Annotated in this window: 22 protein-coding genes; all 22 read right to left on the bottom strand. The window is 67.1% G+C overall.

The annotated features are described in order from the left end of the window. Nucleotides 1-3 precede the first annotated feature (3 nt). Entirely contained in the window at nucleotides 4-1,230 is a 1,227-nt protein-coding gene (locus BJ970_RS22485) for a hypothetical protein (protein ID WP_184728072.1), read from the bottom strand. Further along, on the bottom strand, nucleotides 1,227-3,209 hold the full coding sequence (locus tag BJ970_RS22480) for a putative baseplate assembly protein (protein ID WP_184728071.1): 1,983 nt from the start codon (nucleotides 3,207-3,209) through the stop codon (nucleotides 1,227-1,229). The genes BJ970_RS22485 and BJ970_RS22480 overlap by 4 nt, the downstream gene beginning before the upstream one ends. Next, entirely contained in the window at nucleotides 3,206-3,625 is a 420-nt protein-coding gene (locus BJ970_RS22475) for a gp25 family contractile injection system sheath assembly initiator (RefSeq protein WP_184728070.1), read from the bottom strand. The genes BJ970_RS22480 and BJ970_RS22475 overlap by 4 nt, the downstream gene beginning before the upstream one ends. A gap of 2 nt (nucleotides 3,626-3,627) precedes the next feature. Further along, entirely contained in the window at nucleotides 3,628-4,017 is a 390-nt protein-coding gene (locus BJ970_RS22470) for a PAAR domain-containing protein (RefSeq protein ID WP_184728068.1), read from the bottom strand. A gap of 98 nt (nucleotides 4,018-4,115) precedes the next feature. Continuing rightward, nucleotides 4,116-4,772, bottom strand: coding sequence for a phage baseplate assembly protein V (locus BJ970_RS22465; RefSeq protein ID WP_184728067.1), 657 nt, complete (start codon nucleotides 4,770-4,772; stop codon nucleotides 4,116-4,118). An 8-nt stretch (nucleotides 4,773-4,780) separates the two neighbouring features. Continuing rightward, nucleotides 4,781-5,854, bottom strand: a complete 1,074-nt coding sequence (locus BJ970_RS22460; protein ID WP_184728066.1) for a phage late control D family protein — start codon at nucleotides 5,852-5,854, stop codon at nucleotides 4,781-4,783. Then, complete coding sequence (locus BJ970_RS22455) at nucleotides 5,851-6,528, bottom strand: CIS tube protein (RefSeq protein WP_184728065.1); 678 nt, start codon at nucleotides 6,526-6,528, stop codon at nucleotides 5,851-5,853. The genes BJ970_RS22460 and BJ970_RS22455 overlap by 4 nt, the downstream gene beginning before the upstream one ends. Nucleotides 6,529-6,540: 12 nt before the next feature. After that, nucleotides 6,541-6,747 (bottom strand): hypothetical protein, encoded by a 207-nt coding sequence (locus BJ970_RS22450; RefSeq protein WP_184728064.1) that lies wholly within the window; start codon nucleotides 6,745-6,747, stop codon nucleotides 6,541-6,543. Next, nucleotides 6,744-7,184 (bottom strand): phage tail protein, encoded by a 441-nt coding sequence (locus BJ970_RS22445; RefSeq protein ID WP_184728063.1) that lies wholly within the window; start codon nucleotides 7,182-7,184, stop codon nucleotides 6,744-6,746. The genes BJ970_RS22450 and BJ970_RS22445 overlap by 4 nt, the downstream gene beginning before the upstream one ends. After that, nucleotides 7,177-8,778 (bottom strand): phage tail sheath family protein, encoded by a 1,602-nt coding sequence (locus BJ970_RS22440; protein WP_184728062.1) that lies wholly within the window; start codon nucleotides 8,776-8,778, stop codon nucleotides 7,177-7,179. Before BJ970_RS22440 ends, BJ970_RS22445 begins: the two co-directional genes overlap by 8 nt. A gap of 70 nt (nucleotides 8,779-8,848) precedes the next feature. Further along, nucleotides 8,849-9,295 (bottom strand): phage tail protein, encoded by a 447-nt coding sequence (locus BJ970_RS22435; protein WP_184728060.1) that lies wholly within the window; start codon nucleotides 9,293-9,295, stop codon nucleotides 8,849-8,851. A 28-nt stretch (nucleotides 9,296-9,323) separates the two neighbouring features. Further along, nucleotides 9,324-10,907, bottom strand: a complete 1,584-nt coding sequence (locus BJ970_RS22430; RefSeq protein WP_184728058.1) for a phage tail sheath family protein — start codon at nucleotides 10,905-10,907, stop codon at nucleotides 9,324-9,326. Next, the gene (locus BJ970_RS22425; RefSeq protein WP_184728056.1) at nucleotides 10,908-11,579 is read right to left on the bottom strand and encodes a Pvc16 family protein; all 672 of its coding nucleotides are present in this window, start codon (nucleotides 11,577-11,579) and stop codon (nucleotides 10,908-10,910) included. Beyond that, nucleotides 11,555-12,421 (bottom strand): hypothetical protein, encoded by an 867-nt coding sequence (locus tag BJ970_RS22420; RefSeq protein ID WP_184728054.1) that lies wholly within the window; start codon nucleotides 12,419-12,421, stop codon nucleotides 11,555-11,557. Before BJ970_RS22420 ends, BJ970_RS22425 begins: the two co-directional genes overlap by 25 nt. A gap of 43 nt (nucleotides 12,422-12,464) precedes the next feature. Then, nucleotides 12,465-13,592 carry a collagen-like protein gene (locus tag BJ970_RS22415; RefSeq protein WP_184728053.1) on the bottom strand — a complete coding sequence of 376 codons (1,128 nt, stop codon included), beginning with the start codon at nucleotides 13,590-13,592 and terminating at the stop codon, nucleotides 12,465-12,467. A gap of 1,206 nt (nucleotides 13,593-14,798) precedes the next feature. Continuing rightward, nucleotides 14,799-15,215 (bottom strand): YeeE/YedE thiosulfate transporter family protein, encoded by a 417-nt coding sequence (locus BJ970_RS22410; protein ID WP_184728052.1) that lies wholly within the window; start codon nucleotides 15,213-15,215, stop codon nucleotides 14,799-14,801. Next, complete coding sequence (locus BJ970_RS22405) at nucleotides 15,215-15,871, bottom strand: YeeE/YedE family protein (RefSeq protein ID WP_184728051.1); 657 nt, start codon at nucleotides 15,869-15,871, stop codon at nucleotides 15,215-15,217. The genes BJ970_RS22410 and BJ970_RS22405 overlap by 1 nt, the downstream gene beginning before the upstream one ends. A gap of 1,059 nt (nucleotides 15,872-16,930) precedes the next feature. Beyond that, on the bottom strand, nucleotides 16,931-18,703 hold the full coding sequence (locus BJ970_RS22400) for an RND family efflux transporter (RefSeq protein WP_184728050.1): 1,773 nt from the start codon (nucleotides 18,701-18,703) through the stop codon (nucleotides 16,931-16,933). Further along, entirely contained in the window at nucleotides 18,696-19,517 is an 822-nt protein-coding gene (locus tag BJ970_RS22395) for a DUF5666 domain-containing protein (protein ID WP_184728049.1), read from the bottom strand. The genes BJ970_RS22400 and BJ970_RS22395 overlap by 8 nt, the downstream gene beginning before the upstream one ends. A gap of 76 nt (nucleotides 19,518-19,593) precedes the next feature. Next, complete coding sequence (locus BJ970_RS22390) at nucleotides 19,594-20,826, bottom strand: ABC transporter permease (protein ID WP_184728048.1); 1,233 nt, start codon at nucleotides 20,824-20,826, stop codon at nucleotides 19,594-19,596. After that, nucleotides 20,823-21,548 (bottom strand): ABC transporter ATP-binding protein, encoded by a 726-nt coding sequence (locus BJ970_RS22385; protein ID WP_376775072.1) that lies wholly within the window; start codon nucleotides 21,546-21,548, stop codon nucleotides 20,823-20,825. Before BJ970_RS22385 ends, BJ970_RS22390 begins: the two co-directional genes overlap by 4 nt. Nucleotide 21,549: 1 nt before the next feature. Beyond that, complete coding sequence (locus BJ970_RS22380) at nucleotides 21,550-22,833, bottom strand: efflux RND transporter periplasmic adaptor subunit (RefSeq protein ID WP_221467272.1); 1,284 nt, start codon at nucleotides 22,831-22,833, stop codon at nucleotides 21,550-21,552. Between the last annotated feature and the right edge of the window lie 647 nt (nucleotides 22,834-23,480).

Below are 23,480 nucleotides of genomic sequence, written 5' to 3'. Positions count from 1 at the left end.
ACCTCAATTCGTGGTCGCGGCGGGCAGAGGAGGGGCAGACACAATGGTGTCGACACCCACGGTGGATTGCGCTCCGACGACGACCCGGCCGGACACCGCACAAAGTTCGTAACTGGCGGTGGCCGGCCGTTCCGCGTCGATCAGCGCGCGGACCGCGTCCCGGACACCCTCGATCTTGAGCCAGGCCGCCGGCAGGTAGACCCGGAAGTGGTGCCCGGTGGTCATGACGGCGGCGGCGTCCTTAGCCGGATCGCCCACACCGATCAGCTTTGCCTTGCCTACCTGGGAATAGGTTCCGATCCGCAGCCGGCCGACCGCTTCCGCGCCCCACAGCTGGGTCGGGCCGCACAGCACCGCCCGGTCGGGTCGGCCGAGAATGAACCAGCCGCCTACCGCGGGCTTTCCCTCCAGCAGCACCGGAAAGTGAGTGCGCCCGATGTCGACGCCGGTGAGATTGGTCAACAGCGCGATCAGCAGTATCCGCAACGCCGCCGGGGTACCCCTGATTCGCATGGCCGCGACGCCCGCTTGAAGCATTCTGCGTTCGCGTTCGTACTGCACGGTTTCCGGCGCGGCGGTGGGGCCCGTGGCCAGTGCGATGCCGAACCAGCTCGCCAGAAACCGCATGGGCACCCCGCCCGGCACGGCGCCGAGATCAAAGGATGCCGGCAGATCGCGGATGCGGGCGATGGTCGGGTCCCATGCACCGCCCAGCGCGCCGAAAAAACGCTCCAGCAGGTCCCGGCTCTCGTCGTCGGCGCGGAACACCGCAGGAAGGAAATCCAGCCACGTCGCCTTGGGATAGTGCACCCGCATCGCGTGGATGGCGAGGGTACCGCCGCTCGGCCGCGACAGGCGCAACCGGACGGCGAGATAGCGGCCCGGTGCGGACCGTACCGGCCAGTCGACGGTGTGCGCCGCCAGGTCGTTCGGTGCGTGGTGATGGCCGCTTCTGGTCCAGTCGCCCTCGCCGATCTGCCACGGTGGCTGGTGAAACGATGCCGTCTCCACGGTGACCACGCTCTGCGCAGGCATGCCGGAGAAGTCCAGTTCCACCCGGTCCCACGCGCACTGGTCGATCCGGCTGTCCAGTACCAGGCCGGTCCAGGTGCCAACCGCGTGGGTCGACGCCACCCTGAGGTCCCCGTGGTCGGACACCTGATCCCGGGTCGCGGTGCGCCATCCGGTGCGCTGGTCCAGCAGCCAGTGCGTCGGTCCCCTCGGCCTCATCTGTCCTCGCCCTTCGTGAACGTGACCGTGACGCCGTCGGGTTTGAGCACGGCGAGCTGGCCCGGTTTGAGCCGCACCGTGTACGTCTGCTGGTTCGGCGTCTCCGTAGGCGCGGGCTGCACGTCGATCTCGATGTCGGTCACTTCCTGGAACCCGGTCACCGAAAGCAGTTCGCGCCACAGGTCAGCGAACCGCAGCTCGGTGCGGAACATCGCGCCCGGGCCGGGGGCGAAGGGGTCCATGAACCGCTTGACCGCCTTGATCACGTCCTGTCTGACCTGATCCTCGGTCCGGTCCGGGGGAAGCCGCCGCAGCGTGATCGTGATCGTGAACTCAACCAGCTCCGGCTGACTGACGTGCAGTTCGGTGGCGAGCACCCGGACCCGCTCCAGCGACCGGCAGACCTTGGCGAGTAGCACCGGATCCACGCGCGGCCCGTACGCCTCGCGGCGGGCGGCGATGACGACCGTGACCACACCGGGAACCTGCTCGCCCGGATGATCCGGGTGGACCAGCGGCCGGGCGATCGCGTCGGCGACCCCGGGAACCTGCCGGGCGAAGCTGGCATAGTCCTCGGCGGTGACCGCCCGGCGTTGGCTGCGCAGCATCGCCTTCGCGTAGGTCTTGAGCTCCGCAAGTGACTGCCGGTCGGCGCCAGCGGTGGCGGGTCGGTGGTTGGTGACATGGTCGACCCCGGGGAGTTCGGCCAGCAGGGTCATCACCGCCCCGGCGGGAACATTGCCCGCGACGCCACCGCCGTGGCGGTAGCTCGCGGCCACGATTTCCGCGTTGGCCGGGGGAATCAGGCCACGTCGGCCGTCGCCGAAGGTGACCACCCCGGTGGTGGGTTCCAGCGTGAAGTCCGGATCGGCCGGTCCGGATGAGAGCAGATCGGCCTTGGCGTTCCAGCGTCTGGTGGGGCCGGCGTCCGCACGCGTCTCCAGGACGACGCTGGTCGGATCGACCGGGGTCTGCCGGAGCTGGTAGGTCTCGCTCGGGTGCCCTTCGGAATGTCCCAGCAGCTCCTCGTGCTCGGTGTCCAGGTTGCGGGCGCTGACAGTGTTCAGCGACACCGCTTCGACCAGCGGTTCCAGTTCCTCCGCGTAGGCGCCCTTGGCCAGTCGGCACCGCAGCCAGTAGCGCTCGCCATCGACCTCGCGCACCGACGTCAGGGGCACGTCCTGGGGGCCCGCAATCACCAGGTAGCCGTCGTGGGTCAGCCGGCCGGTCGTATCGCTCAGCACGGACACCGGCCGCCACTCCAGGGAGGTGTCGGAACCGCGATGCGTCTGGTACTCCCAAGCCAACTGCACCGGCGGGTCCGGTAGCTCGTCCGCCTCCGCCGCGCTGAGCGACTGGAGCAGGCCCGCCTCCGGCGGCACTGTCACCCGCAACCGCAGCAGTTCGGGGAAACGGGCCGGTGGCGCGGGTGTGTCGTCGGCGGCCGGACCCAGCGGGGCGAACCCCAGATACAGCGCGTCGCCGCGCTTGGGGCGGCAGCCGAACGGCCGGTACGTGGGCGGCGGGTCCATCAACGGCTGAAGCACGGGTGAGTACTGGCCCTGGTGCGCGACCCCGATGTGCGTCAGGGGATAGGACACCAGCGCCAGGTCCTCGTCGGTCTCGAACACGACCGGTGAGCCGTCGGCGCCGATGGCCGATGCTTGGGTGCCGCTGGGCACCCGCGCGTCGGGCACCTGGGCCATCGGCACGAACGTGAGATCGACGGCGGCCGGCACCGCGGGATGCTGCGAGAACCCGACCAGTTCGAGGAACTTCACGTAGGCCAGGTCCGGCATCCGGTTGGTCTCGTAGAGCAGGGTTTCGGTCAGCCAGCAGAACAACTCGACCAGCGCGGTGCCCGGATCGCTGGCGTTGAAGTCGGTCCACTCCGGCACGAACCGGACGATCCGCCGCCGCGCCTCGGCCACCAGGTCGTCGTAGGTCCGGGTGTCCAGGTTGGGGAAGTCGAGTGTCATCGCCCGCCTCCGGGCACGGCGGCGTCGCCCTCGCCAAGAACGAACGGATAGACGACGTTCTGGGTCGCGTTGTTCGCGCGGATCCGGTAGTCGACCCGGATCAGCAGGCAGTGCGGGGTATCCGGCGGTACCTCGGCTCTCACGTCCAGCAGGTCGATCCGGGGCTCCCACCGGATGAGCGCCTCCCGGACCTGCTCGATGACCACGCCATGCAGGGTCGCGGTGTTGGGCTGGAACACCAGATCGTGGATGCCGCAACCGAAGTCGGGGCGCATGACGCGTTCCCCGAGCGCGGTCGCCATGATCATCAAGATTCCCTGCTGAATCTTCTCCGATCCTGCGGCCAGCCGCGGCCGGCCGGCCACATCCCACCGGATCGGAAACGCCATCCCCTTGCCGAGCATGTCGATGTCCATGCTCAGCCCCCGATCCGTACGGTGCCTTCGGCCTGCACCCTGCCGACGGGAAGGTCGACCGGGTCGTTGCACGTCAGCACGGGGTCTCCGGCACGCGCCGCGGGCTTGCCGTTGATCCGGACGGTAAGGCTGCCGAGCATCACCCGGCCCTCGTTGGTCGGCGGTTTGACGAATGTCCCAACCGGCGGGATGTGCGGGGGCAGGTTCGTCGCGGTACTGCCGACGGTGGCCGCGGGCCGGCTCTCGATCCGGACGGTCCGGGACAGCTGCCCGAGCAGCGTGCCGTTGAAAGGCAACGGCACCGGGCTCGGTTGCACCGGGCCGGGTGGTTGCACCAGGTGGGTGTCCGTCCCGGTGACCCGGTCCCCGAGCTTCGCCGCCGGCTTGCCCATGAGCTGTCTTCCCTCCAGGAGCCATCGTGCTTAGGGTCTGTTTCATCAGCGGCGTAAGCCGCTTGCGGTGTGGGACTCAGCTACCGCCGAAACGCTCTCTAATTGATGTCCACGGTCCGGCCGCGGATGGTGACCTCCCGCACGGCGGTGGCGGACAATGTGGTGTTGGCTTCGGCTTCCAGTGACGTGCCCGCGGTCAATCCGAGGCTCTGACCGGCCTTCGCCTTGAGGGTGGTGGTCGCGTCGAGCTCGATGGTCTTGCCCGACAGCGTGATGGTTCCTTCCGGTGCGGACAGTGTGATGCCGCCGGAGCCCGCCTTGATCGTGATCTGCTTCCTGGTGCTGTCGATGGTCACCGAGCACCGTTTGTCCTTGTCGATCACCTCGACCTTCTCCTTGCCCGGCGTGTCGTCGAACCGGATCACGTGGCCGCATCGGGAGGTGATGAACCGCCAGTTGTTCTCGGTTGCCTTGCCGTCGTCGGCCGGGGGCGGGTCGGCGGCGTTCCACACGGAGCCGAGGACGTAGGGCGCACGGCTGTCGCCCTGGAGGAAGCCGACCAGCACCTCGTCGCCGGTTTCCGGGCGGAACACCATTCCCCGGCGTTTGCCCGCCATGGGGGTGACCAGCCTGGCCCAGTCGCTGCGCGCGTCGCCCAGTTCCGGGTAGCTGACCTTCACCCGGCCGAGGTGTTCCGGATCGTTCAGGTCGATCACGAGACCGACCAGCAGGCCCTGTCCGGCGAAATGTGGCATTTGTGCTCTCAGTCCTCTCGGCGGCAGTCGAAGGAGGTGCGGTAGCCCGAATCACCCAGCGAATGCCGGGTTCCCGTGACGAAGTAGGTGCCGTCGAACCGACGGCCGAGCCCGTCGATGCGTACCTTGCGGCCGGCCCTCAGCTCCGGCAGGCCGACCGTGGACCCGGTGGCCTGAACCATGCTCTGCCCGATCTCCGCGAGCCGGTCCTTGGCGATCCGGTGTGCCTCCTGCTCACTGGCGACCACGGCGGATATGACCTCGCCCCGGCCGGCGAACGCGGCCCGCACGGCCGGGTCGCCGGAGGCCCCCCGTTTCGCGGTCGCGGTGATCTGCTTCTTGCGCCTGCGATCCCACGCCCGCACCACCACCTCGTTGACCTGCCGCGCGGTGTTCAGCGTCGGCTCGAACTCGATCAACGACTTGCCCCAGGTCAACCGGTAGTCGACCCGACCGGCCGCGGCCGATGGTTCGAAGTGCAGCATGGCCTTGCCACCGCCGCGCTCCTCGTCCACCCACAGGTCGTAGCCGGCCCGCGCGGCCAGTCTCATCAGGAACAGCACGTCGTACTCGTTGTCCTGCAACAGGTAGGGATACGGTTGTTCGGCCGCGGGCGCGGTGCGGATCGGCACACCGAGCCGGTCGGCGACCTGCTTGGCGATCTGGCTGTCGGTTTTGTTCTCGTAAACGAAGGTGTTCTGCTTGTCGCGCAACCGATGCAGCAGGTTGAGCACGGTCACCACCAACGTCGGCCGGCCGGAGGCCGGGAAACTCGGTCGCATCGCGGTGATCTCGCCGGTCATCAGCCGGCTCAGTGCGCCCTTGCCCCGGTAGCCGACCCACAGTTCCAGTTTCTTGCCGGGCAGGAACGTGGCGCTGTCGCTATATTTGAATGTCCTTTTTGCACTGTCCCAGTTGTTCACCGTGATCGAGAAGCTGTCGACTTCGTCGATACCGTCGCGGTAGGTCACGTCCAGCACGTCGTGCAGCACGTCGCGCGGCATCCGTTTACCCGGCGGGTTCACCTCGAACGCCGGAACGTAGAAGTCCTGGTCTTGATAGATCGCCTGGCTGGTGCTCATGAGGTCCCCAACGGGAGCGGAGGAATCTCCAGCAGGGTGCCCGGCTCTGGTCGCCTCGGATCGACGCCGGGGTTGGCGTCGGCGATCATTCGCCAGTGCCGGGGATCGTCGTATGCCTCGGCCGCGACGCCGGCCAGCGTGTCCCCCCGGGCGATGACCCGGATCTTGGTGTGATCCGGGGACTGGAGCTTCAGCTCGGCGAGCTGGGTCTCCAGCGACTTGTACTCCCGCATGGACAGGGTCACCGTCGCCCGCAGCGGGATTCCCGCCGGGCTGAACAGGGTGAAGCGCTGCTGCACCTGCTCGGCCACGGCGGTGAACGACAGTCCCTTGCCCCAGGTGACCCGGAACCGGGGGGCGGCATGGGTCGCCGGCTGGATCTTGACGAGCTGGTAGACGTGCCTGGTCAGCGTGGTCACGTCGACCGCCTTGTCGCCCATGCCGGAATCGGTGGTGTCAAACAGCAGCTCCAGGGTCAGCCGCTCGGTGTCGCCCCGGACGAACTGGAGAATCGGCGAGTCCACCCCGGGGATGCCGATCTCGGCGAACTGGGCGCCCTTGGCCAGGGTGTAGTCGGCCGGGTTGAACTGGGCGTCGAACTGGTCGAGCAGGCCACGCGCCCGGTCGACGGCGGCCTTGTCCAGGACCTCGAAGTGGATCTTGGTCAGGGTCATCGGCTGGACCGCTTAGCCTGCGCTCGACCGACGGCCACCGGCGTCCGGCCATAAGCCGGTGGCCTCCGCCAGCATCGCGGCGGCCCGCCGGTCGCGGTCCAGCCGGGCGACCACCAGGTCCACGATCCGGTCCAGCTCCACCTCCGTCCACGAAGGACTGTCGGGTTGGGTGCGCACCTGACTGGTCAGGTTCTCGATGTGCAGTGGCACGGCTGTCATCTCCTCCGCTCAAGACCCTCGTGGGCCAGTTCGATCGTCTCCACCGCGACCCGGCTCTGCGCCGCGTCGAGCTCCGGGCCGATCCAGGTCACCGGCAGGGCACGCTGGAACCGCCATTCGGCCACCACGTTGCTACCGCTCGCGTCGCGCACCAGGATCGCGCCGCCGCGCCGGCGGACGGTTCCTGCCGTCAGCTCGGCATACCAGTCCCACAGCACCCGGTCCGCCACCCCGCGCCGCAGGGTGATGTCGCTCTGCGTAACCCGCACGGGCAGCTTGTGCACGTGGGTGTTCAGCCCGCCCTCAATGAAGTCCTGGATCTCGGTGCGCAGCCGCAGGCCGCCGCACTCGCTGAACCCACCGACCGGAAGCGCGTCCAGTCGCACCTCGAACCGGAAGCCAACGAACGGGTAGGTCTGCGTGCCCAGCTCAGCCATCGCCGCCTCCCGGCTGCTCGGCCAGCACACCCGCCGGGGTCCGGACCATTCGGACCACCAGGAACTCGGCCGGCGGTGGTGGCCGAATCCCGATCAGACAGACGATCCTGCCTTCGGCCAGCTCCGCAGGAGGATTGACGGACTCGTCGCAGCACACCGAGTACGCCTCGTCCGGTGTCGCACCGACCAGCAGCCCCCTGCGCCTGGCATCTTCGAGGACATCGCGCACCAAACTTTCCAGCTCTCCGCAGAGTCTGGTCCCGTTGGCCTCGAACGTGGTCCACGCGGTCTCCACGGCGACCTGTTCCTCCAAGGCCACCAGCAGCCGCCGCACGTTCAGCCGCCCCAACCACGAGTGCCGCTTGGTCAGGGTCCGGTTGCCGAGCACCCGGACACCGCGTGCCATCCGGATCACGTTGACGCCGGCGTGGTCGAGGTCGCCGTGCTCCACCGCGTCCAGGTCGACGGCCGTGTCGATGGCCAGTTGGAGCACGCTGCCCGCCGGGGCCTTGTGCACGCCGGTCGTGTTGTCTCCCAACGCACACAGCCCGGCGACGTGGCCACTGGGCGGGACAAGGGTCCGGCTGGTCACGTTTCGGTCGGGCACCACGATCCAGGGGTGGTACAACGCGGCGTAGGAAGAGTCGAACTGGTCTCGCCACGCGATCACGTCGGCCGTGCCCGCGGGGAGACCGTCCGCGCCTTCGCGGGGGACGTCCAAGAGAGCGACCCGGTCTTTCCGCCGTTCGCAGTGCCAGACCGCGGCCTGCTGCACCCGGGCGACCGCCTCGAGGTCGAACACCGGGCGCGGCGGACGAAGCTCCACTGAGGACTTTGGGGCGCAAGGCCGCGGGCTGGGCACCCCGCGCTGTGACGCCGGAGGCGAGAAGCAGTCCGGCACGCTCACCAAGGAGACCTCGTCGACCAGGTCAAGCGCCTCGACGCCCCATCGGGTCGGCTCCGCGCCGAAATGCTCGGGACGCAGGGTGGTCAGACCGTCGGCACCGCCGGTGAGCAGCACGCCGTCGGCGGAGCCGATTGACGGATACCCCACGGCGCCCGCCGGATTCCCCACACCGTCGGCCCACCACCGCACCGTCACCAACCGGGAACCGGTCTGCAGGTCGTTGAGGACGGCGATCGGGTCTCGGCCAGCCAAGGCGTCCGGGGCGCTCGCCAGCCCACGCCAGACCTCGCGAACCCCACCACAGCGCAGTTCCAGCACGAATCTTCCGTGCATCATCGGCCGCACATGGCACTCAACCGCATTACCCCAGGAGCCAGGACTGCAGGCGGTCACCACCAACGCGGTATCGGCGTCCCCGACCGGCACTATCGCGCTGGCGGCCACGGCGTCGTCCGGGTTGGCGACCCGGACGACCCAGCATCGGTTGCCGCCGTTGGCGAAGAACGCCTCCACCGCGTACGCGAGGTAGGCATACGGAAGCGTCCTGCCGAACACCCCCTGGAACTGGCTCAGGCCATCGACCCGGACCGCACTGTGCAGCGGTCCGCGCTCGGCCACGCCGACGAAACCGGCGACATCGGTCGGCACGACACTGCGGCCCTGCGGTGCGGCGTCCAGCCATTCCATCCGCACACCCGGGGTACGGTGCGCGCCAAGCGGATTCGAGAGCACGGTGCTGGTCGAGTGGCCGCGCATGTTACGCCGCGTCCAGCTCGAAGCTTTCCACGACCAGCACCAGTTCCTCGATCGCCACCTCGGTGGCGGTGCCGCTCAGCGAGGGCGCGGAGTACTGCTTCGGCCAGGCGTTGGTGAACTTCCAGCGCAGTGCGGGCTTGCCTGCCTCGTCGTTGAGCACGATGTGGCCGGTGCGACGCACGACGGTGCCTTCCAGTACCGCGCGCCGCCACTCCCACAGCTCCCGGTTGGTGGTGAAGCCCCGTTTCAGGGTGATATCGCCGAACTTCTTCAATCCAGGCAGTTTGATCACTGCGAAGTCCATGTTGCCCTCGCGGTACTCGATGACGTCCTGCTCGGTGTTGGCCCCACTGCACTCCGAGAAACCGTGCGACCCGGCCAGTCCGTCGATGTCGAGGGTGAAGTTGAACGACGCGAACGGGTCGACTCGTTTTCCGGTCTGTGCCATCGTCTTTTCTCCAGACGGTCGGTCGGGATCAGGCGGCGGCCTCGATGGTCTTCTGCGAGAAGCGCAGCACCACGAACTCCGCGGGACGCACCGCGGCGAGGCCGATCAAGCAGATCAGGCGGCCGTTGAGGATGTCGTCGACCGACATGGTGGAGTTGTCACACCGGACGAAGTAGGCCGCCTGGCGGGTGCTGCCCATCAGCGCGCCGTCCCGCCATACCTGCTCCAGGAAGGTGTCGACCGTCCGGCGCAACCTGGCCCAGGTGGGTTCGGAGTTCGGCTCGAACACCACCCACTGCAGGCTTCTTTCCACCGATTCCTCAACGTAGGTGAACAGCCTGCGCACGTTGATGTAGGTCCAGTCCGGTTCGCTGGAGATCGTCCTGGCGCCCCATACCCGGATCCCTTGCCCGGTGGTCCGGAAGTCCCGGATCACGTTGACGCCCTGCGGGTTGAGGATGTCTTGCTGTCCCTTGGAGATCGTGAACTCCAGCGGCCCGACACCGGGTTGCACATCCCGGGTGAGGATGCCCTGCACCTGGTAGTTGGCCGGCGCCTTGTGTACGCCCCTGGTGACATCGTTGTGGGCGTAGATCCCGGCGATGAATCCGCTGGGCGGTACCAGGATCGGTGCCCGGCTGGTCGAATCGAGGATCCGCAGGTGCGGGTAGTAGATGGCCGCGTAGTTGGACCGGCGGGAGACGAACTGGGTGGCGATGGACTTGACGTCCGACGCGCCCTGTTCCACGTCGAGGATGGCGAACCGGTCCCGCAGCGACTCGCACTGGTCGAGGACGCTGCCGACGATGGTCACGCGTTCGTTGCTGTCCGGTATCAACGCCGCGTTCACGGCGTCGGGCACCGCGAGGATGGCCACCTCATCCACGGCGGCCAGCGCGGCCAGACCGGTGGGGCCGGACCCGCCGGATCCGTCACGGCCCTGAAAGTCCGTGGCGGTGGGTTTCACCGAGGGGTCGTCGGCTTCGACTGTGAGCGGGGTCCAGTCCCCGCTGCTGGGCACGGAGGGGATTTTGTCCTTCGGCCAGGACAGGGAAATCAGGTGCGAGGCGGGGTTGACCACACCCTCCGCGAACCGTCCGGCGCTGCGGTCGGCACCGAGTTCGTCGTAGTCCTCCGACACCGTCGGCGGGAATTTGACCACGTCGATGGTCTCCGGGGGCTTGCCCCGGTAATAGGCCACCGAGAGCCGGAACCCCTTGGCGTTCTTTGTGGCCGGGCCGACTTTGACGTACACCCGCCCGCCCCACCCGCCCGGGCCCACCGCGGTGACCGTCGGCGCTGCGTCGCCATCGGCGGGCAGGGTGAGCGTCGCGGTCGTGGCCGACTCCGGCACGATCCTGGCCACGAACACCCGCTGGCCGCCATTGGTGAAGAACCCCTGCACCGCGATCGGCAGATATGACTGGGCCGGGTCGAGGATGCCGCCGTACCAGCGCTGGTACTCGGGCCAGGAGGTGAGCAGTGTCGCTTGGGTCGGGCCACGTTCGGTCAGGCCGGCGAATCCCGCGGTGCTGGTGCTCACCCCCTGGATCGGAAGCACGTCGCTCGGCAGCTCTTCGACGTAGGTGCCGGGAGAAAGGTACTCGGGCATCTACCCTCCTCGGTTGCGTTCATGGACGGCTGGTTCACCGTTGGGTGGGGCGAAATGGCGGTCGGAGATCTCCAGGGGAACCGTCCCCGACCGTGGCCACAACGACGAGTAGATCGTGCGCACGTCGACGACCAGTGCTGTGTCGTCCACCCGGGTACTGTCGATCCGCACCACCCGCACCACATAGGTGACCGAGAGCCGGTACGGGGCGTGGAGTGCTTCCCAGATCCCGGTCAGCTCGGCCTGCTCCGGCCGGCCGAGCACGACCCTGATCTCATCGACCGTTCCCGCGACCGGGTCCTGGACGTAGACGATGGCGTTGTCGTGCAACAGTTGCATCGAGCTGCTGAGCAGGATCTGGTCGTTCTCGGTTGACGAGGTGAACGGGGTCAGCAGGTAGTGCAGGTCCAGCGACAGCGGCGGCTGCCGACGGGTGGTCGATCCCGGTGGTTCCTCGACGGGGATGTTGCGGAGATGACCGTTCTCCATGACCCGGTACAGCCACAGCGACAGGCATCCCGGCGCGTCCTTGGCCGTCTCGCCCGGATCAGTGAACACGACACCCTTCGTTCCCACGAGCGCGTCCACCACCGGGTCGGCGCGGTATCCGATGGCCAGTACCTCGCGCAACGCCCGGCTGACCAAGTTCAGGGCGAGGTGGACGTGGCCCACTCCGCCACCTCTTCAGCCCGCTGTTCATCCGGTGCCGGGTCCACTGACCGCAGCAGTGCCGAGGTCCAGCGCCGCAACAGTTCGGCGATTCGGTCATTGCTCAGGTCTTTCACTGCCTGCTCGACCGTTGTCTTCTTGCCGGCGAGCTTGGACACCTTGTCCTGAGCCTTCGCCAGTTCCCGTTGGGTGCGGACCACCTCGCCCCAGCGGGCGAACACGAGCTTGTGGAATTCAGCCACGGTCGGTACGAAGAGTTCTTCCTCGAACTGCCGAATGATCTCGTCGGCCGTGGCGTACGCCTCGAAGGCTCTGGTGGGATCCTGTGCGGCATCCTGCACCCGCTTTTCCAGGCCGGTCATCGTGGTCAACTGTTTCACCAGATCAGCCGGCAGGGTCAGCAGGTCCTTGAGGGCCTGCTGTTTGTCGGCGAGTTCCCGGGTGCGCGAGTCGAGTTCCTGCTGCGCCCGCGTCAGGTGCTCGGTGATCTCCTCCAGTTTTTGTCTCGCCTGGAGGATGTCCTCGCGAAATGTCCGTATGACCAGGTCGGCAAGGTCGGCATTCTCCTCGAGCACCCGGCGCAGACAGGGCCATTTGTCGTCGATGCGTGCCCGCAGTTCGGCAAACTTCTTCAGATAGTCGCCCGCGACGTAGTCTTTTTCGCTCTTGTCGATATCGGCGCGATTCTTGGTCAGTTCACCGACCGCCTTGTCGATCGTCGTCGAATCTTTGGCCAGCGTCGCCGCGAACAATTTTCCGTAGTCAGCCTGATTTTTCAGCTCTCGCAGTACGGCGTCCGGGTCGTCGGGTGGATTCACGTTGCTCTCGTCGAAGTCGTCTGCCATGACCAGCCTTCACGTTCGGAGTGGGAGAAGATGTTCGCCGAATTCAGTCGCCGAACTGGGTGGGGGCTGCGGAGTAGACAACGGTGCGCACCAGGACCTTACCGTTCTTTTCGATCCAGGCCGGCTCGGTCACCTTCCGGAGAAAGATGGTGAAGCCATCTTTGAAGCGCTCGTAACCGGACACTTCCACGGACGCCAGGTAATCATGCGCGATCCCCTGGGCCTCCTTGGACGACAACAGGACGGTATCCTGGGAAAGATTTTTCACGGTGACGGTCCTGGACCAGATCGTGTTCAGCTTACGGGTTCGCAACTCGTTGACTGATATCGTGTAGTCGTCAACAAGAATGGCGTGCCCGCCGCCTCCGTCCTTTCCAGGATCTCCCTTGTCGCCCTTGGGACCGGCGTCGCCCTTAGGACCGGCGTCTCCCTTCGGTCCGGGGTCGCCCTGTTCCCCCTTGTCTCCCTTGGGGCCGGTCTCCCCCTTGGGGCCAGCCTCTCCCTTCGGCCCGGTCTCCCCCTTCGGGCCAGCCTCTCCCTTGGGGCCAGCCTCCCCCTTTTGGCCAGTTCCCCCCTTCGGGCCGGGATCGCCCTTTTCTCCAGGGTCACCCTTCCGGCCGTTAGAACCAGCGGCACCCGGTTCTCCCTTGTCCCCGCGGTCACCTTTCGGACCGGGCTGTCCCTTGGGGCCGGGGTCCCCCTTCTCACCCGGATCGCCCTGGTCCCCCCGGTCTCCCCTGGGCCCCCTGGGGCCGGTGTCGCCTTTGTCCCCCTTGGGGCCGGGGTCGCCTTTGTCTCCCTTATCGCCCTTGGGGCCGGGCGGACCGGCCCTCCTCATTTTTGCCGCAGCGTCAGGATCGGACGATTCGCTCACCGTGAAAGTGACATTACCGACCACGTCGCCGTCCGGCCCGTCCCTGCGCACTTCGATAGCCTGTTCCCCGGGCGTCAGGTCAGAATTGATTGCGATGTCGCCCGACGCCGTGACCGCACCGTCCGATCCGACGGTCACCTCGAGCGTTTGCGGTTCTGAACCGCCTTCGACGGCCGCGGACACGATGCTGACCGACCGAACATCGGACGGCAGTCCGCTAATGCTGACTTGTACGCTGGAACCCGGTTCGACCTTGGCTGGAGTGAAAACGGCATCGAGTGTTTTCGAGGACGACATTAATGGTTTCCCCTTCACACAAAGGACGCGCAGGTGACCGCATTCAGCCGACTGTTACACAGCTCCCTATTTTCCCTACCCAGGTTTCTGATTAGGCCGGCGGAAGTTTCTAGGTCACTAGACTGCCGTAGTTGATCCGCGAAGTGTATAGGTCAATCGGGTGATGCCACGCCGGAGGTGAACGCTTTTTTAGATTAGCGACGACACCAACCGGACGTCCATTCAGCGGAGTGATGCGGGGTCGTCTTGCCACTCGGACCGCGGTCTTCCTTCGGGTAGCACGCCCCACGCCAGTCGGGCAGCGGCGGCGCATTGCCGCCCCGCCGCCCCTACTTCCCTGCAAAGAAATCCTGTTTCTTAACGCTCTGTTTGTGGCATGATGGCTATTTCTTTGTGTAGTTACGCGCGGATGGGCGCGGATCTTGGAATCCAGGTACCGGCAAGTTGGGTACGCAAGGTCCGTGTCCGCGCGTGCGCAGATCGTTACGTCGCACGCGGCGGGGCCCTCGGTTGGGGTATCGCAGAAGAAGCGGGAACGACCGCGCTGCCTACGTACAAGCGGCCGAGAGGGCATTCTAGTCCGATGTGGACGTTTCAGTCAATCGGAAGTCCAGATCGACTGCCGGAGGTGTCGATGGCGGTGCGGTCGCGCGAATGGTTACTCAACGCGCGAGGACGGGCGACCGAGACATTCGTACTGTGTACATAGTGCTTCGTGTTTCAACAGCCCTGCCCGTCGCAGAACCCAAGAGATCGCTTGATATCCCTCAACAACGACCGTTGATGCCGACGCGGACGAACCGATCTAAGGTCTGATCTGGACAGGCCTCGACGCCCAGCGGCATTGGAGCGCCGACAGTCCTCGTTGGACCGGCCGCGATTGCTTTCCACACCCGACATTGGAGAGGAGGACGGCATGCGTTACGGCTCCGCCATCAATCACAGTCGACGAGGCGCGAGACATCATCACCGAGTTGACGCCGCTCCAGACCGATGGGCTGGCGTGCGTCGAGCGCGGGTCTGACTCGGTCGACGCGCTGCCGCCACGGTCGGCAAGATTGTGCCCGGGACCGCAACAACCGTCCACATAAGACAATCAGCCATCGTGCACAGTGACTTGTACGGGTTGGCCGATGGTGACGTCAAGAGGATGCGGGGGCTCAGTCCAGGAGTCAGGCCCCCGCATCGGTCTCGCTGAATGTACCGTTACAGCCCGCAGGAGCCGCGGTCGAGTTGGAAGAACCTGGCGTTGGCCCAGCGACACAGCCAGATGCCGACCATGACACCGGCGATTGTGACGAGAGCGGGCAGGTATCCGCTGGCGACCTGGATGATCGGGATCGCCGGGCAGCCACCCGAGATCGCCCAGCCGGTACCGAACAGCACCGCCCCGGGGACCACGCCGCCGTGGATGCGCCCTGGCGTACGGCGGACACCCACCACGGCGAAGACCACCACGATGATCGCCACGGCTCCGGCGAAGGCGTACAGCATGCGCGGGTCCTGGAAGGTGAACATGCGGTTCAGCTCGGCGTAGTCACCGAACCCGATGTTGGCGACGATGTAACCGAGGGCAAGCCCGGTGATGATGTTGGCGACGAGCACCGCGCCCTTGGTACGCATCAGATCACCTTCCACAGCAGGAACGACACGGCAACAGCGGTGCCGAAAAAGACGACAGTTGCGACGAGGCTGACCGGGCGCAACCGACCGCAGCCACTGAGTCCGTGGCCGGAACTGCAGCCCCCGGCCAAGCGAGTGCCAAAGCCAACGAGGATGCCTCCCACGAACAGCACGCCGATCATGACGTTCGAATCGGCGGTGACGAGCTGGCGAAAACCATCGCCCATGTCAAAGCGGATCTCGAATCGGCCAGCGGTCACGGCCGCTACCCATCCGCCGACGAAGATCGACAGGAGCAGGGCAGCCTGGGTGACCAGAGGCGCCGAACGCACGCTCGCGGTCGTGGCCTGCTCGCCCGCCGCGGATCCGGTGTCCTGGCCGTGCGGCTGCGTGTCACCGCGCATCACGTCCGGCGAGGTGGGTGCTCCAGAGCGGGTCCCGAACTCCGCGGCGGTCGCCGCGGCGAAAGCTTCCGCGAGGTCACGGTCGTCGGCGAACTGGGCCTCCTGCCGTTCGATGCGGCGTTCGGCACGCCAGTGCAAGACGCGATCCCACGCCGAGGACACCCCGAAGGACCGATCCGTGATCAGCGTGTAGTTGACGGTGACCAGGGCAAGCCCGATCGCGCCCGCCCACCAGGGCCAGTAGTTGCTCATGCGGGACCTCTCATCCACTCGGCGAGTCGGGTCCACCAGCGGCGTTTCGAGCCCTGCGCTCGCGTGGGCCGTGTTACCCGGTCTGAGGCTGGTGGGGTCGTTGGGAGGGTCGTTGGGACCCGTGGGGCCGGTGAGCGTAATGACGGCTCGCGCGGCCTATCCGGGGCCGGTCTCGGCGCCGGTTCGAACCAAACCACGGTGTCCGGCGACTCGGAAATGAGCGGTGACGGCGGGGTCGGCTCGGCCGCGGCGGACCGCTCGGCAGCTTTCCTGATGTGCCCCACGTCAGCACCGTTCGGGAGCAGTGAGATCGGAACGAGCTGGCCCCTGGACGCCAACTTGTATCGAGCGCACTCGCGCCACCTGGCCTCGCTGTCGCAATAGGAGTCGCGCCAGCCGCGCAAACTTGCCCTTAACAACGGGAAGAGGGGGCATGATCCGGCATGGGAGCAGCCCATATCGCTCCGATCTGACCGGCTCATACCACCCGGCCGAGGGTAGGCGGCATGGCGCGATCTTGTCGTTTTTGTATTTGCAGAACCCGACCGGCGATCGCAGCGCGTAGCGGAATGCAACGCGCCGTAACACGATCCCCCTCCGGGTTATTAATCCGGCGGATCCCCCAGCCCGTTACATCCTTCAGCAAAAGGCGAATTTCAATCGGAAAAGTACGATGACCAGCCGTTTTCCTACATGTTTACGATCAAATAACAAACCATCGATGGATATAGTTATCGCACCGCGATAAGAGCGTTCTCGAATCGATGGCGGATCATGTGGAATTGATCCTATTTTATATCCCGTAGTTATGCCACCGTCCCGCGGCTGCATGCCGAGAGGCGAACCTGGTGTAGTCATTACTGTGGCGTGCTGGCTCACATGCCGCACACGGCCCGTCACTGGTCAAATGGTGCACGCCGGACGAAGTCCGCGGATTATTCGCCAGTTACCGAGGGCATGGCCGGTCAGCGGACACCCTCCCGGCTCATCCCGGGACTATCCACCTTTCCCCGGTTTCGATGTCACCGGGCTTAGCCCGCTCGGCGATGCAGATAGCGATCAGTCGCCGCGGCCTGCGCCGCCACCACCTCCGGGCCGGGCGAAACCGCCACCACCGAAACCGCGCTGCGTCGTGTTGCCGCTCGGCAGCGGTGTGTCGAGGTTGGCCAGCACGACCTGATCACCAACCCGCAAACCGGAGGTGACCTCGGTCAACGTCGCACCGACGACTCCGACCGTGACCGGCACCGCGATCAGCGTGCCGTTGCGGAGCACGCTGACGATGTGTCGTGAACCCGCTGCGCGGACGGCGGACGTCGGGACGGTCACCGATGCGTGCGTCCCGCCGACCATGATCGAGACCGCCGCGGTCGCCCCGGCAAACAGCTGTTGCGAGGTCGGATCGAGCGAGATCGTGACAGGGTAGCTGGTCCCGCTCGACGAGGCGCCGGACGAGGTCGCCGGGGACGTGCCGGTTGTGGATCCACTCGTGCCCGGCAGAACGCCGACCGAGGCGACCTTTCCGGTCAGCCGCAGGCCGGTGCCATCCGGCGTGACCGTCACGTCCTGGCCCGGGTGGACCTGGCCGAGCTGGACATCGCTGACCGAGGTGGTGACCTCGTCGGAGCCCGGTCCGATGATCACGATGTTGCTCTTCTCGCTCGCCCCGGCGACCGTCTGCCCGGCAGCGACGCCGACCTGCGCGACGGTGCCCGCGATCGGGCTGATCAGTGTCGCGGCATCGAGATTCTGTTGCGCGGCGACCAGATCCGCGTTCGCGGAGTCCACCGACGCCTGGTCGGCGGCGAGCTGGTCGGCTGACGGGGGCGCCGTCGCCGTGGTGCCGCTGCGGTTCTGGGCGCTGGGGTTCTGGGCGCTGCGGTTCTGGGAAGGCGGCTGAGTGCTTCGGCTCTGCGAGCTCGGCTGGGTGCCCCGGCTCTGCGAGGCTGGTTGGGGCGCTTGGGCAGCCTGAGATGCTGCCGACGCCGCGCGGTTCACGCTCGCGATGGCCTGGCCGAGCACCGTGTTCAAGCTGTTTTCGGCGTCGCTGAGCGCTTTCTCGTCGGCCGCGGTCTTGCTCTGCGCGGTCATGACCTGCTGGATCAGCGAGGTGCATTCCGATACCGCCTCGCTGCCGCCGGAACCGGATGAGGGTGCCGAGGAGGTCGTCCGACTCGGGGTGGGTTCGGTGCTCGTGCTGGGCTGGCTGGATCCGGTCGAGCTGGAGCTCGCCGACTGCATCGCCTGGTCGCACGTTGTCTTTTCCCGGCCTGCCAGGGAACTGACCGCCGTGAGGTCGGAATCGACTTGCTGCTGCGACGTTTTCACCGTGTCTTGAGCGGACGCCAGCTGCGGCGGCGGTGCGATCGGCTTGGCATCGCCACCCGGGCTGCGGCTCGTGCCCGATGCGTTCGCCGTGGACGGCTTCGCCGGCGCGGGCGACGCCTGCGCGGCGGCGGTTTGACGGTCCTGGTCGGACGCGAGTTTGGCCTGCGCGGTGGCCAGCCTGGACTGCGCCGAGACGACCTGGCTGGACACGGTGGTGGTGTCGAGTGCCGCGACCACCTGACCCGCCGACACCTGCTGCCCGACCTGGACGTTGACCGCGGAAACCGTGCCCGACACGGGGAAGCTCAGCGTCGCCTGGTTGACCGACTGGATCGTGCCGGTGGCCGACAGGGTGCTGGTGACCTCGGCCGGGCCGGCACTGGCGAGCCGGTAGGCCGGATCCGAAGGGCGCATCGCCGCCCATGCCCCGGCGCCGCCGCCGAGCACCGCCACGGTGGTCACCCCGGTGATCCAGTGCCGCGCGCTTCGCCGACGTTCAGCCATTGCTACCACCGTTGCTCTGTCCCTGGTCCTGGCCTGGACGCCGCCCCTGGCCGCGGCCGAAGGTCGGGCAGCCGTTGGGGCCAGGGGTGCTGATGGTGATCGAACGGGCGGTGACCGCTCCGGTGTCGTCGGCCGGGCCGAGTGCGACGACGCACTTGCCGACCGCCAGGGCATGCGAGTCCGCGGGCACTGTCCTGGTGTAGGTGGTAGAGGAGTCGGCGGTGACCGTGACGTCGGTGGTCTGGTTGCTCCTGGGGTTGGTTTCGCGCACCGTGAAGCCATTCGGCTGCACCGCGGTCACCGAGCCGAAGGCCCCTCGCGGTCCCTGGTTGTTCCCCGCGCTAGGACTGGGTTGGCGACTGGGATTGGGTTGGCGACTGGAACTGGTCCGCCCCTGGTTGCCACCACCGCCGCCGCCGAAGAGTCCGCCGCGCGTGCAGGTGTTGTTGGCCGGTTGGCTGATCTCGACGGCCGGCGCGGTCGGGTTCGCGGTCGTGCCGGCCGCCGCGGTGACCATGACGCAGGAACCGACCGTGACGTCCGACAGGCTCGCCGGGACGGTGCTGTCGAACGTGGTCGAGGCGGTGAAGTTCACCGTCACCTGGCCGCTTTGCTGGTTTTGGACCTCCATGGCGGACGCCGTGACGGCAGCGATCGTCCCGAACGCGCCTTGCGGAGCGCGCGCTCCCTGATCCGACGAGCTCGGCGGGGGCGCGGAATTGCCCGGCCGGCTACTGTTTCCGCCGCACGCGGCCAGCGCGAACAGCGCCGCGCACGAGCCAGCGAGGACGCTGTGGCTGAGACGAATGGTCATGGCGTACTCCTGGAAGATTCATTGCGGAATTCGCGCGGGATGGAAGCTCTCTCCGCAAGCCAATCCGATCCCTCCCTCATTCGCTTCGCAGCGCGTCGATCGGTGCGAGCCGGGCCGCGCGGCTGGCCGGATACACCCCGAACACCACCCCGATCAAGATCGAGGTGAGGATGGCCCCGATGGTCGCGGTGGGCGAGATGACGATCGGGATGGAGATCAGACTCGGCAGCAGAACCGCCCCGGCGATGCCGAGAATCACGCCGAGCAGTCCGCCCGCGAGGCCCAAAGTGGCGGCCTCGACAAGGAACTGGCGCCGGATGACGACCGGGCTCGCGCCGATCGCCTTGCGCAGCCCGATCTCCCGAATCCGCTCGGTCACCGACACAAGCATGATGTTCATCACCCCGATTCCCCCGACCAGCAGGGAGATCGCGGCGACCCCGCCGAGCAGGACGGTCAGCGTCCGGGTCACCGAGGTTGCGGTGCTCAGCAGCGCCTGCTGGCTGGAGATGGTGAAGTCCGACTGCGTCGGGTCGGTGATGTGATGGGTGTTGAGCAGCTCCTGGTCGGCTTCCTGGTAGGCCGCCGAGAGCGTGTCCTGCGAGGTGGCCTCGACGTAGATCGACTGCACCGAGGTCCGGGTGGTGCCGCCGAACAGCCTGTCGGTGGCGGTGCTGATCGGCACGATCGCCTGGTCATCCTGGTTCTGGGCGGCCGAGGACGATCCGGCCGAGTTCAGCACGCCGATGACGGTGAGTGGGGTGCTGCCCACGGTCACGGTCTGCCCGACCGGGTCGCCGCCGCCGAACAGCTCCTGCGCGGTGGCCGGGCCGAGCACGGCGACCGCGGCGTCGGCGACGACGTCCTGATCGGTGATGAACCGCCCTTCGGCGACCGTGCGGTCGCGCACCTTCGCCCAGTTCGGCGTGCTGCCGACCACCGAGGTTGTCCAGTTCGTGCCCCCGGCTTTGACGCTCGTGGAGCGGCTCGTGCTGGGCGCCACCCCCGCGATGTCCGGTGCGACCGTCCTGCTGCCCAGCGCGTCGGCGTCGCTGAGCGTCAGGGTGGTGGCCGAGCCGAGACCGCCGCGGACCCCGCCGCTCGAACTGCTACCGGGCGTGATCACGAGCAGGTTCGTGCCCAACGAGTTGATCGCGGAACTGACTTGCTGCTGCGCCCCCTCGCCGAGCCCGACGGTGAGGATCACCGCCGCGATCCCGATGAGGATCCCGAGCATCGTCAGCCCGGAGCGCATCCGGTGCGAGCGGAGCGCGTCCAGGCTGGTGCGGATCGTTTCCGTCCAGTTCATCGGCGCACCCCCGGATTGCGGGTGTCGGACTGGATGATCCCGTCCCGCACGCGGACCGTGCGTTTCGCGTGGGCTGCGACGTCCTCTTCGTGCGTGATGAGCAGAACCGTGTGGCCCGCCTGGTTGAGCTCGTCGAACATCGCCAGAACGTCCTGCGTGGAATGGGAATCCAGTGCGCCGGTGGGCTCGTCGGCCAGGATCAGCGCGGGTTCGTTGACCAGCGCCCGGGCCAGCGCCACGCGCGACTGCTGACCACCGGAGAGCTCACCGGGTTTATGCATGATCCGCTCGCCTAGGCCGACTCGCTCCAACACCGCGATCGCGCGTTCCTTGCGTTCTGCGCGGGGCCGGTTCGCGTAGCAGAGCGGAAGTTCCACGTTGCGCCATGCCGGGAGAGGCGCCAGCAGGTTGAACTGCTGGAAGACGAATCCGATGCGCTTGTTGCGGATTCCGGCCAGCTCGGCCTCGGAGAGTTCGCTGACGTCGACGCCGGTGAGGCGGTAGGTGCCCGACGTCGCGACATCCAGGCAGCCCAGGATGTGCATCAGCGTCGACTTCCCGGACCCGGAGGGACCCATGATCGCGACGTACTCGCCCTCGTCGACTCGCAGCGAAACGGTGCGCAGCGCCTCGACTTCCAGCGAGCCGGCCCGGTAGATCTTACCCAGGTCGACGGTCTCGATGACCGGGCCGGGCAGCGGCGTGGTGGGTAGGTCGGTCACGTCAACCCCTTCCACCGCCGCCGAAGCCACCACCACCGAATCCACCGCCGCCGCCACCGAAGCCGCGGCCGCCGGTCTGGGTGGTGGGGCGATTGGTCGGCTGCGTGCTCGGCACCACGACCTGCTGTCCTTCGGACAGGCCGCTGAGGATCTGCGTCCTGCCGTTCGACGACATGCCGGTGGTGACCGTGACCGTGCTCTGCTGGCCGTTGGCCATCACGGTGACGGTCTGGTGTCCGTCGGCGTAGTGGATCGCCCCGGAGGGAACGGTCAGCACGTCGCTGAGCTGCTTCACGATGATCGACACCTGCGCTCCGGCGCCGGGGAACAAGCCGCTGGGGCTGCCGGTGATACCGATGGTGACCGGGTAGCTCGGCACCGACGACGAGTTGGCGAGCAGACCCACCGACGTCACCGTGCCGTAGACCGGGGTGGTGCTGCCGTTCGGCGTGATCACGGCCTGGTTACCGATCTTGACCTGGCTCACTTCGGTGTCGTCGACGGTGGCGTTGACGATGTAGGAGCCGTCCGAGATCACCACGATCTGCGCGTTCGTGCTCGACGAGTTGCCGGAACCGGAGCTGTTTTGGCCGCTGCCCGCGCCCTGACCGCCGCCGCCTTGACCCCCGCCGCCCTGACCGCCGCCGCCTTGACCACCGCCGGCAGTCGAGCCGTTCCCGTCGCCGGAGGAGGACCCGCTGGAACCGCCTGCCGAGGAGCTGGCGGTGGACGAGCCGCTCGACGAGCCGCCGGCCGAAACCTGCTGTCCCACCGTCAGGTTCACCAACGCGACGGTGCCGTCCTGCGGCGAGGTCAGGGTGGCCTCGTGCAGCGAGTTCTGGGTGTTGGTCAGCTGGTTCTGCGCCGCGGAGAGCGCGGCCTGATCCGCGTTGAGCTGCGTCGAAGACGCGTTGGCGGACTGGTCGGAGGACAGCCGGGCCTGGTCGGAGGCCACGGTCGCCTGCGCGTCGGCGACGGAGGCGCGCAGCGACGCCGAGTTCACCGTGGCGAGCGCCTGACCCTGCGAAACGTGTTGGCCCACCGCCACATTGACCGCCGTCACCTGACCGGACACGGCGAAATTCAGGTTGGCCTGTTGCGCGGGTTCGATGGTTCCCGACGAAGAGATCGTCTGGCGAAGGGTCGCCGTGGTGGCCGCGAGGGTCCGCACCTGCGGCGTGCTACTGGTGCGAGTCAGCAACCACGTGCCGACACCGGCCGCGATCACCACGACGACGCTCACGACGATCAGCCATCGCCTGCCGACCGCTAATCGGTGTTTCACCGCAATCAGACTCCTCACGCCCAGACGAGTGTGGCGGAAGCTTTGCCCGTGAAGCTGAGGAATTGCTGGGAAAAGCGTGTCAGAAGAGTATGAAGCCCGCCGCGCGCGAAGATCTTTCCCGCGCCGAATAGCCAACTACGCGCATTTCGGCGCAATCACACATTTCACTCGAAGAGGCCGTATCCGGGCGACTGCTTTAGCTGTGGGCCGACGGGCAAGACCGTCGACCGGCTCGGCCGGCGCCGACCGCTGGCGGCCGCGGCCGTGTCTCACGGCGAAAAATCAGTAGCCAGATAGGCGCACCGTCCCCTAGCCTGCTCTATACACGGGAAAGGAGGTGGTCCAACGTTGAATACCAACAGGACTTGTGAGGTGGCTGTCCGCTAGGACCGCCCTCGGCACACCAGCCGACCCGACGTGTGATGATCCTGTGTGACTCGACGCGGGCATGCGGTCGGCGAATACTAGGCAGCTACCCGACCCCGGAGCCCCGAACTGTGTCCGGTTCGGCCTGTACGGACAAACCGGCAGGAAACGGCTCCGGGGTTGCTGCTTGTCCGGCCGGCAAATCTTGTCGGAGCCAGCCAGATCAAGTAGCGTCACCCACCGTGAACACCGGACCGGCGCTACGCCACGCAGAGATTGGC

This window comes from Saccharopolyspora phatthalungensis (genome assembly GCF_014203395.1).
In the GTDB taxonomy this organism is placed as follows: domain Bacteria; phylum Actinomycetota; class Actinomycetes; order Mycobacteriales; family Pseudonocardiaceae; genus Saccharopolyspora; species Saccharopolyspora phatthalungensis.
This window is presented reverse-complemented; position numbering and strand designations above follow the sequence as displayed.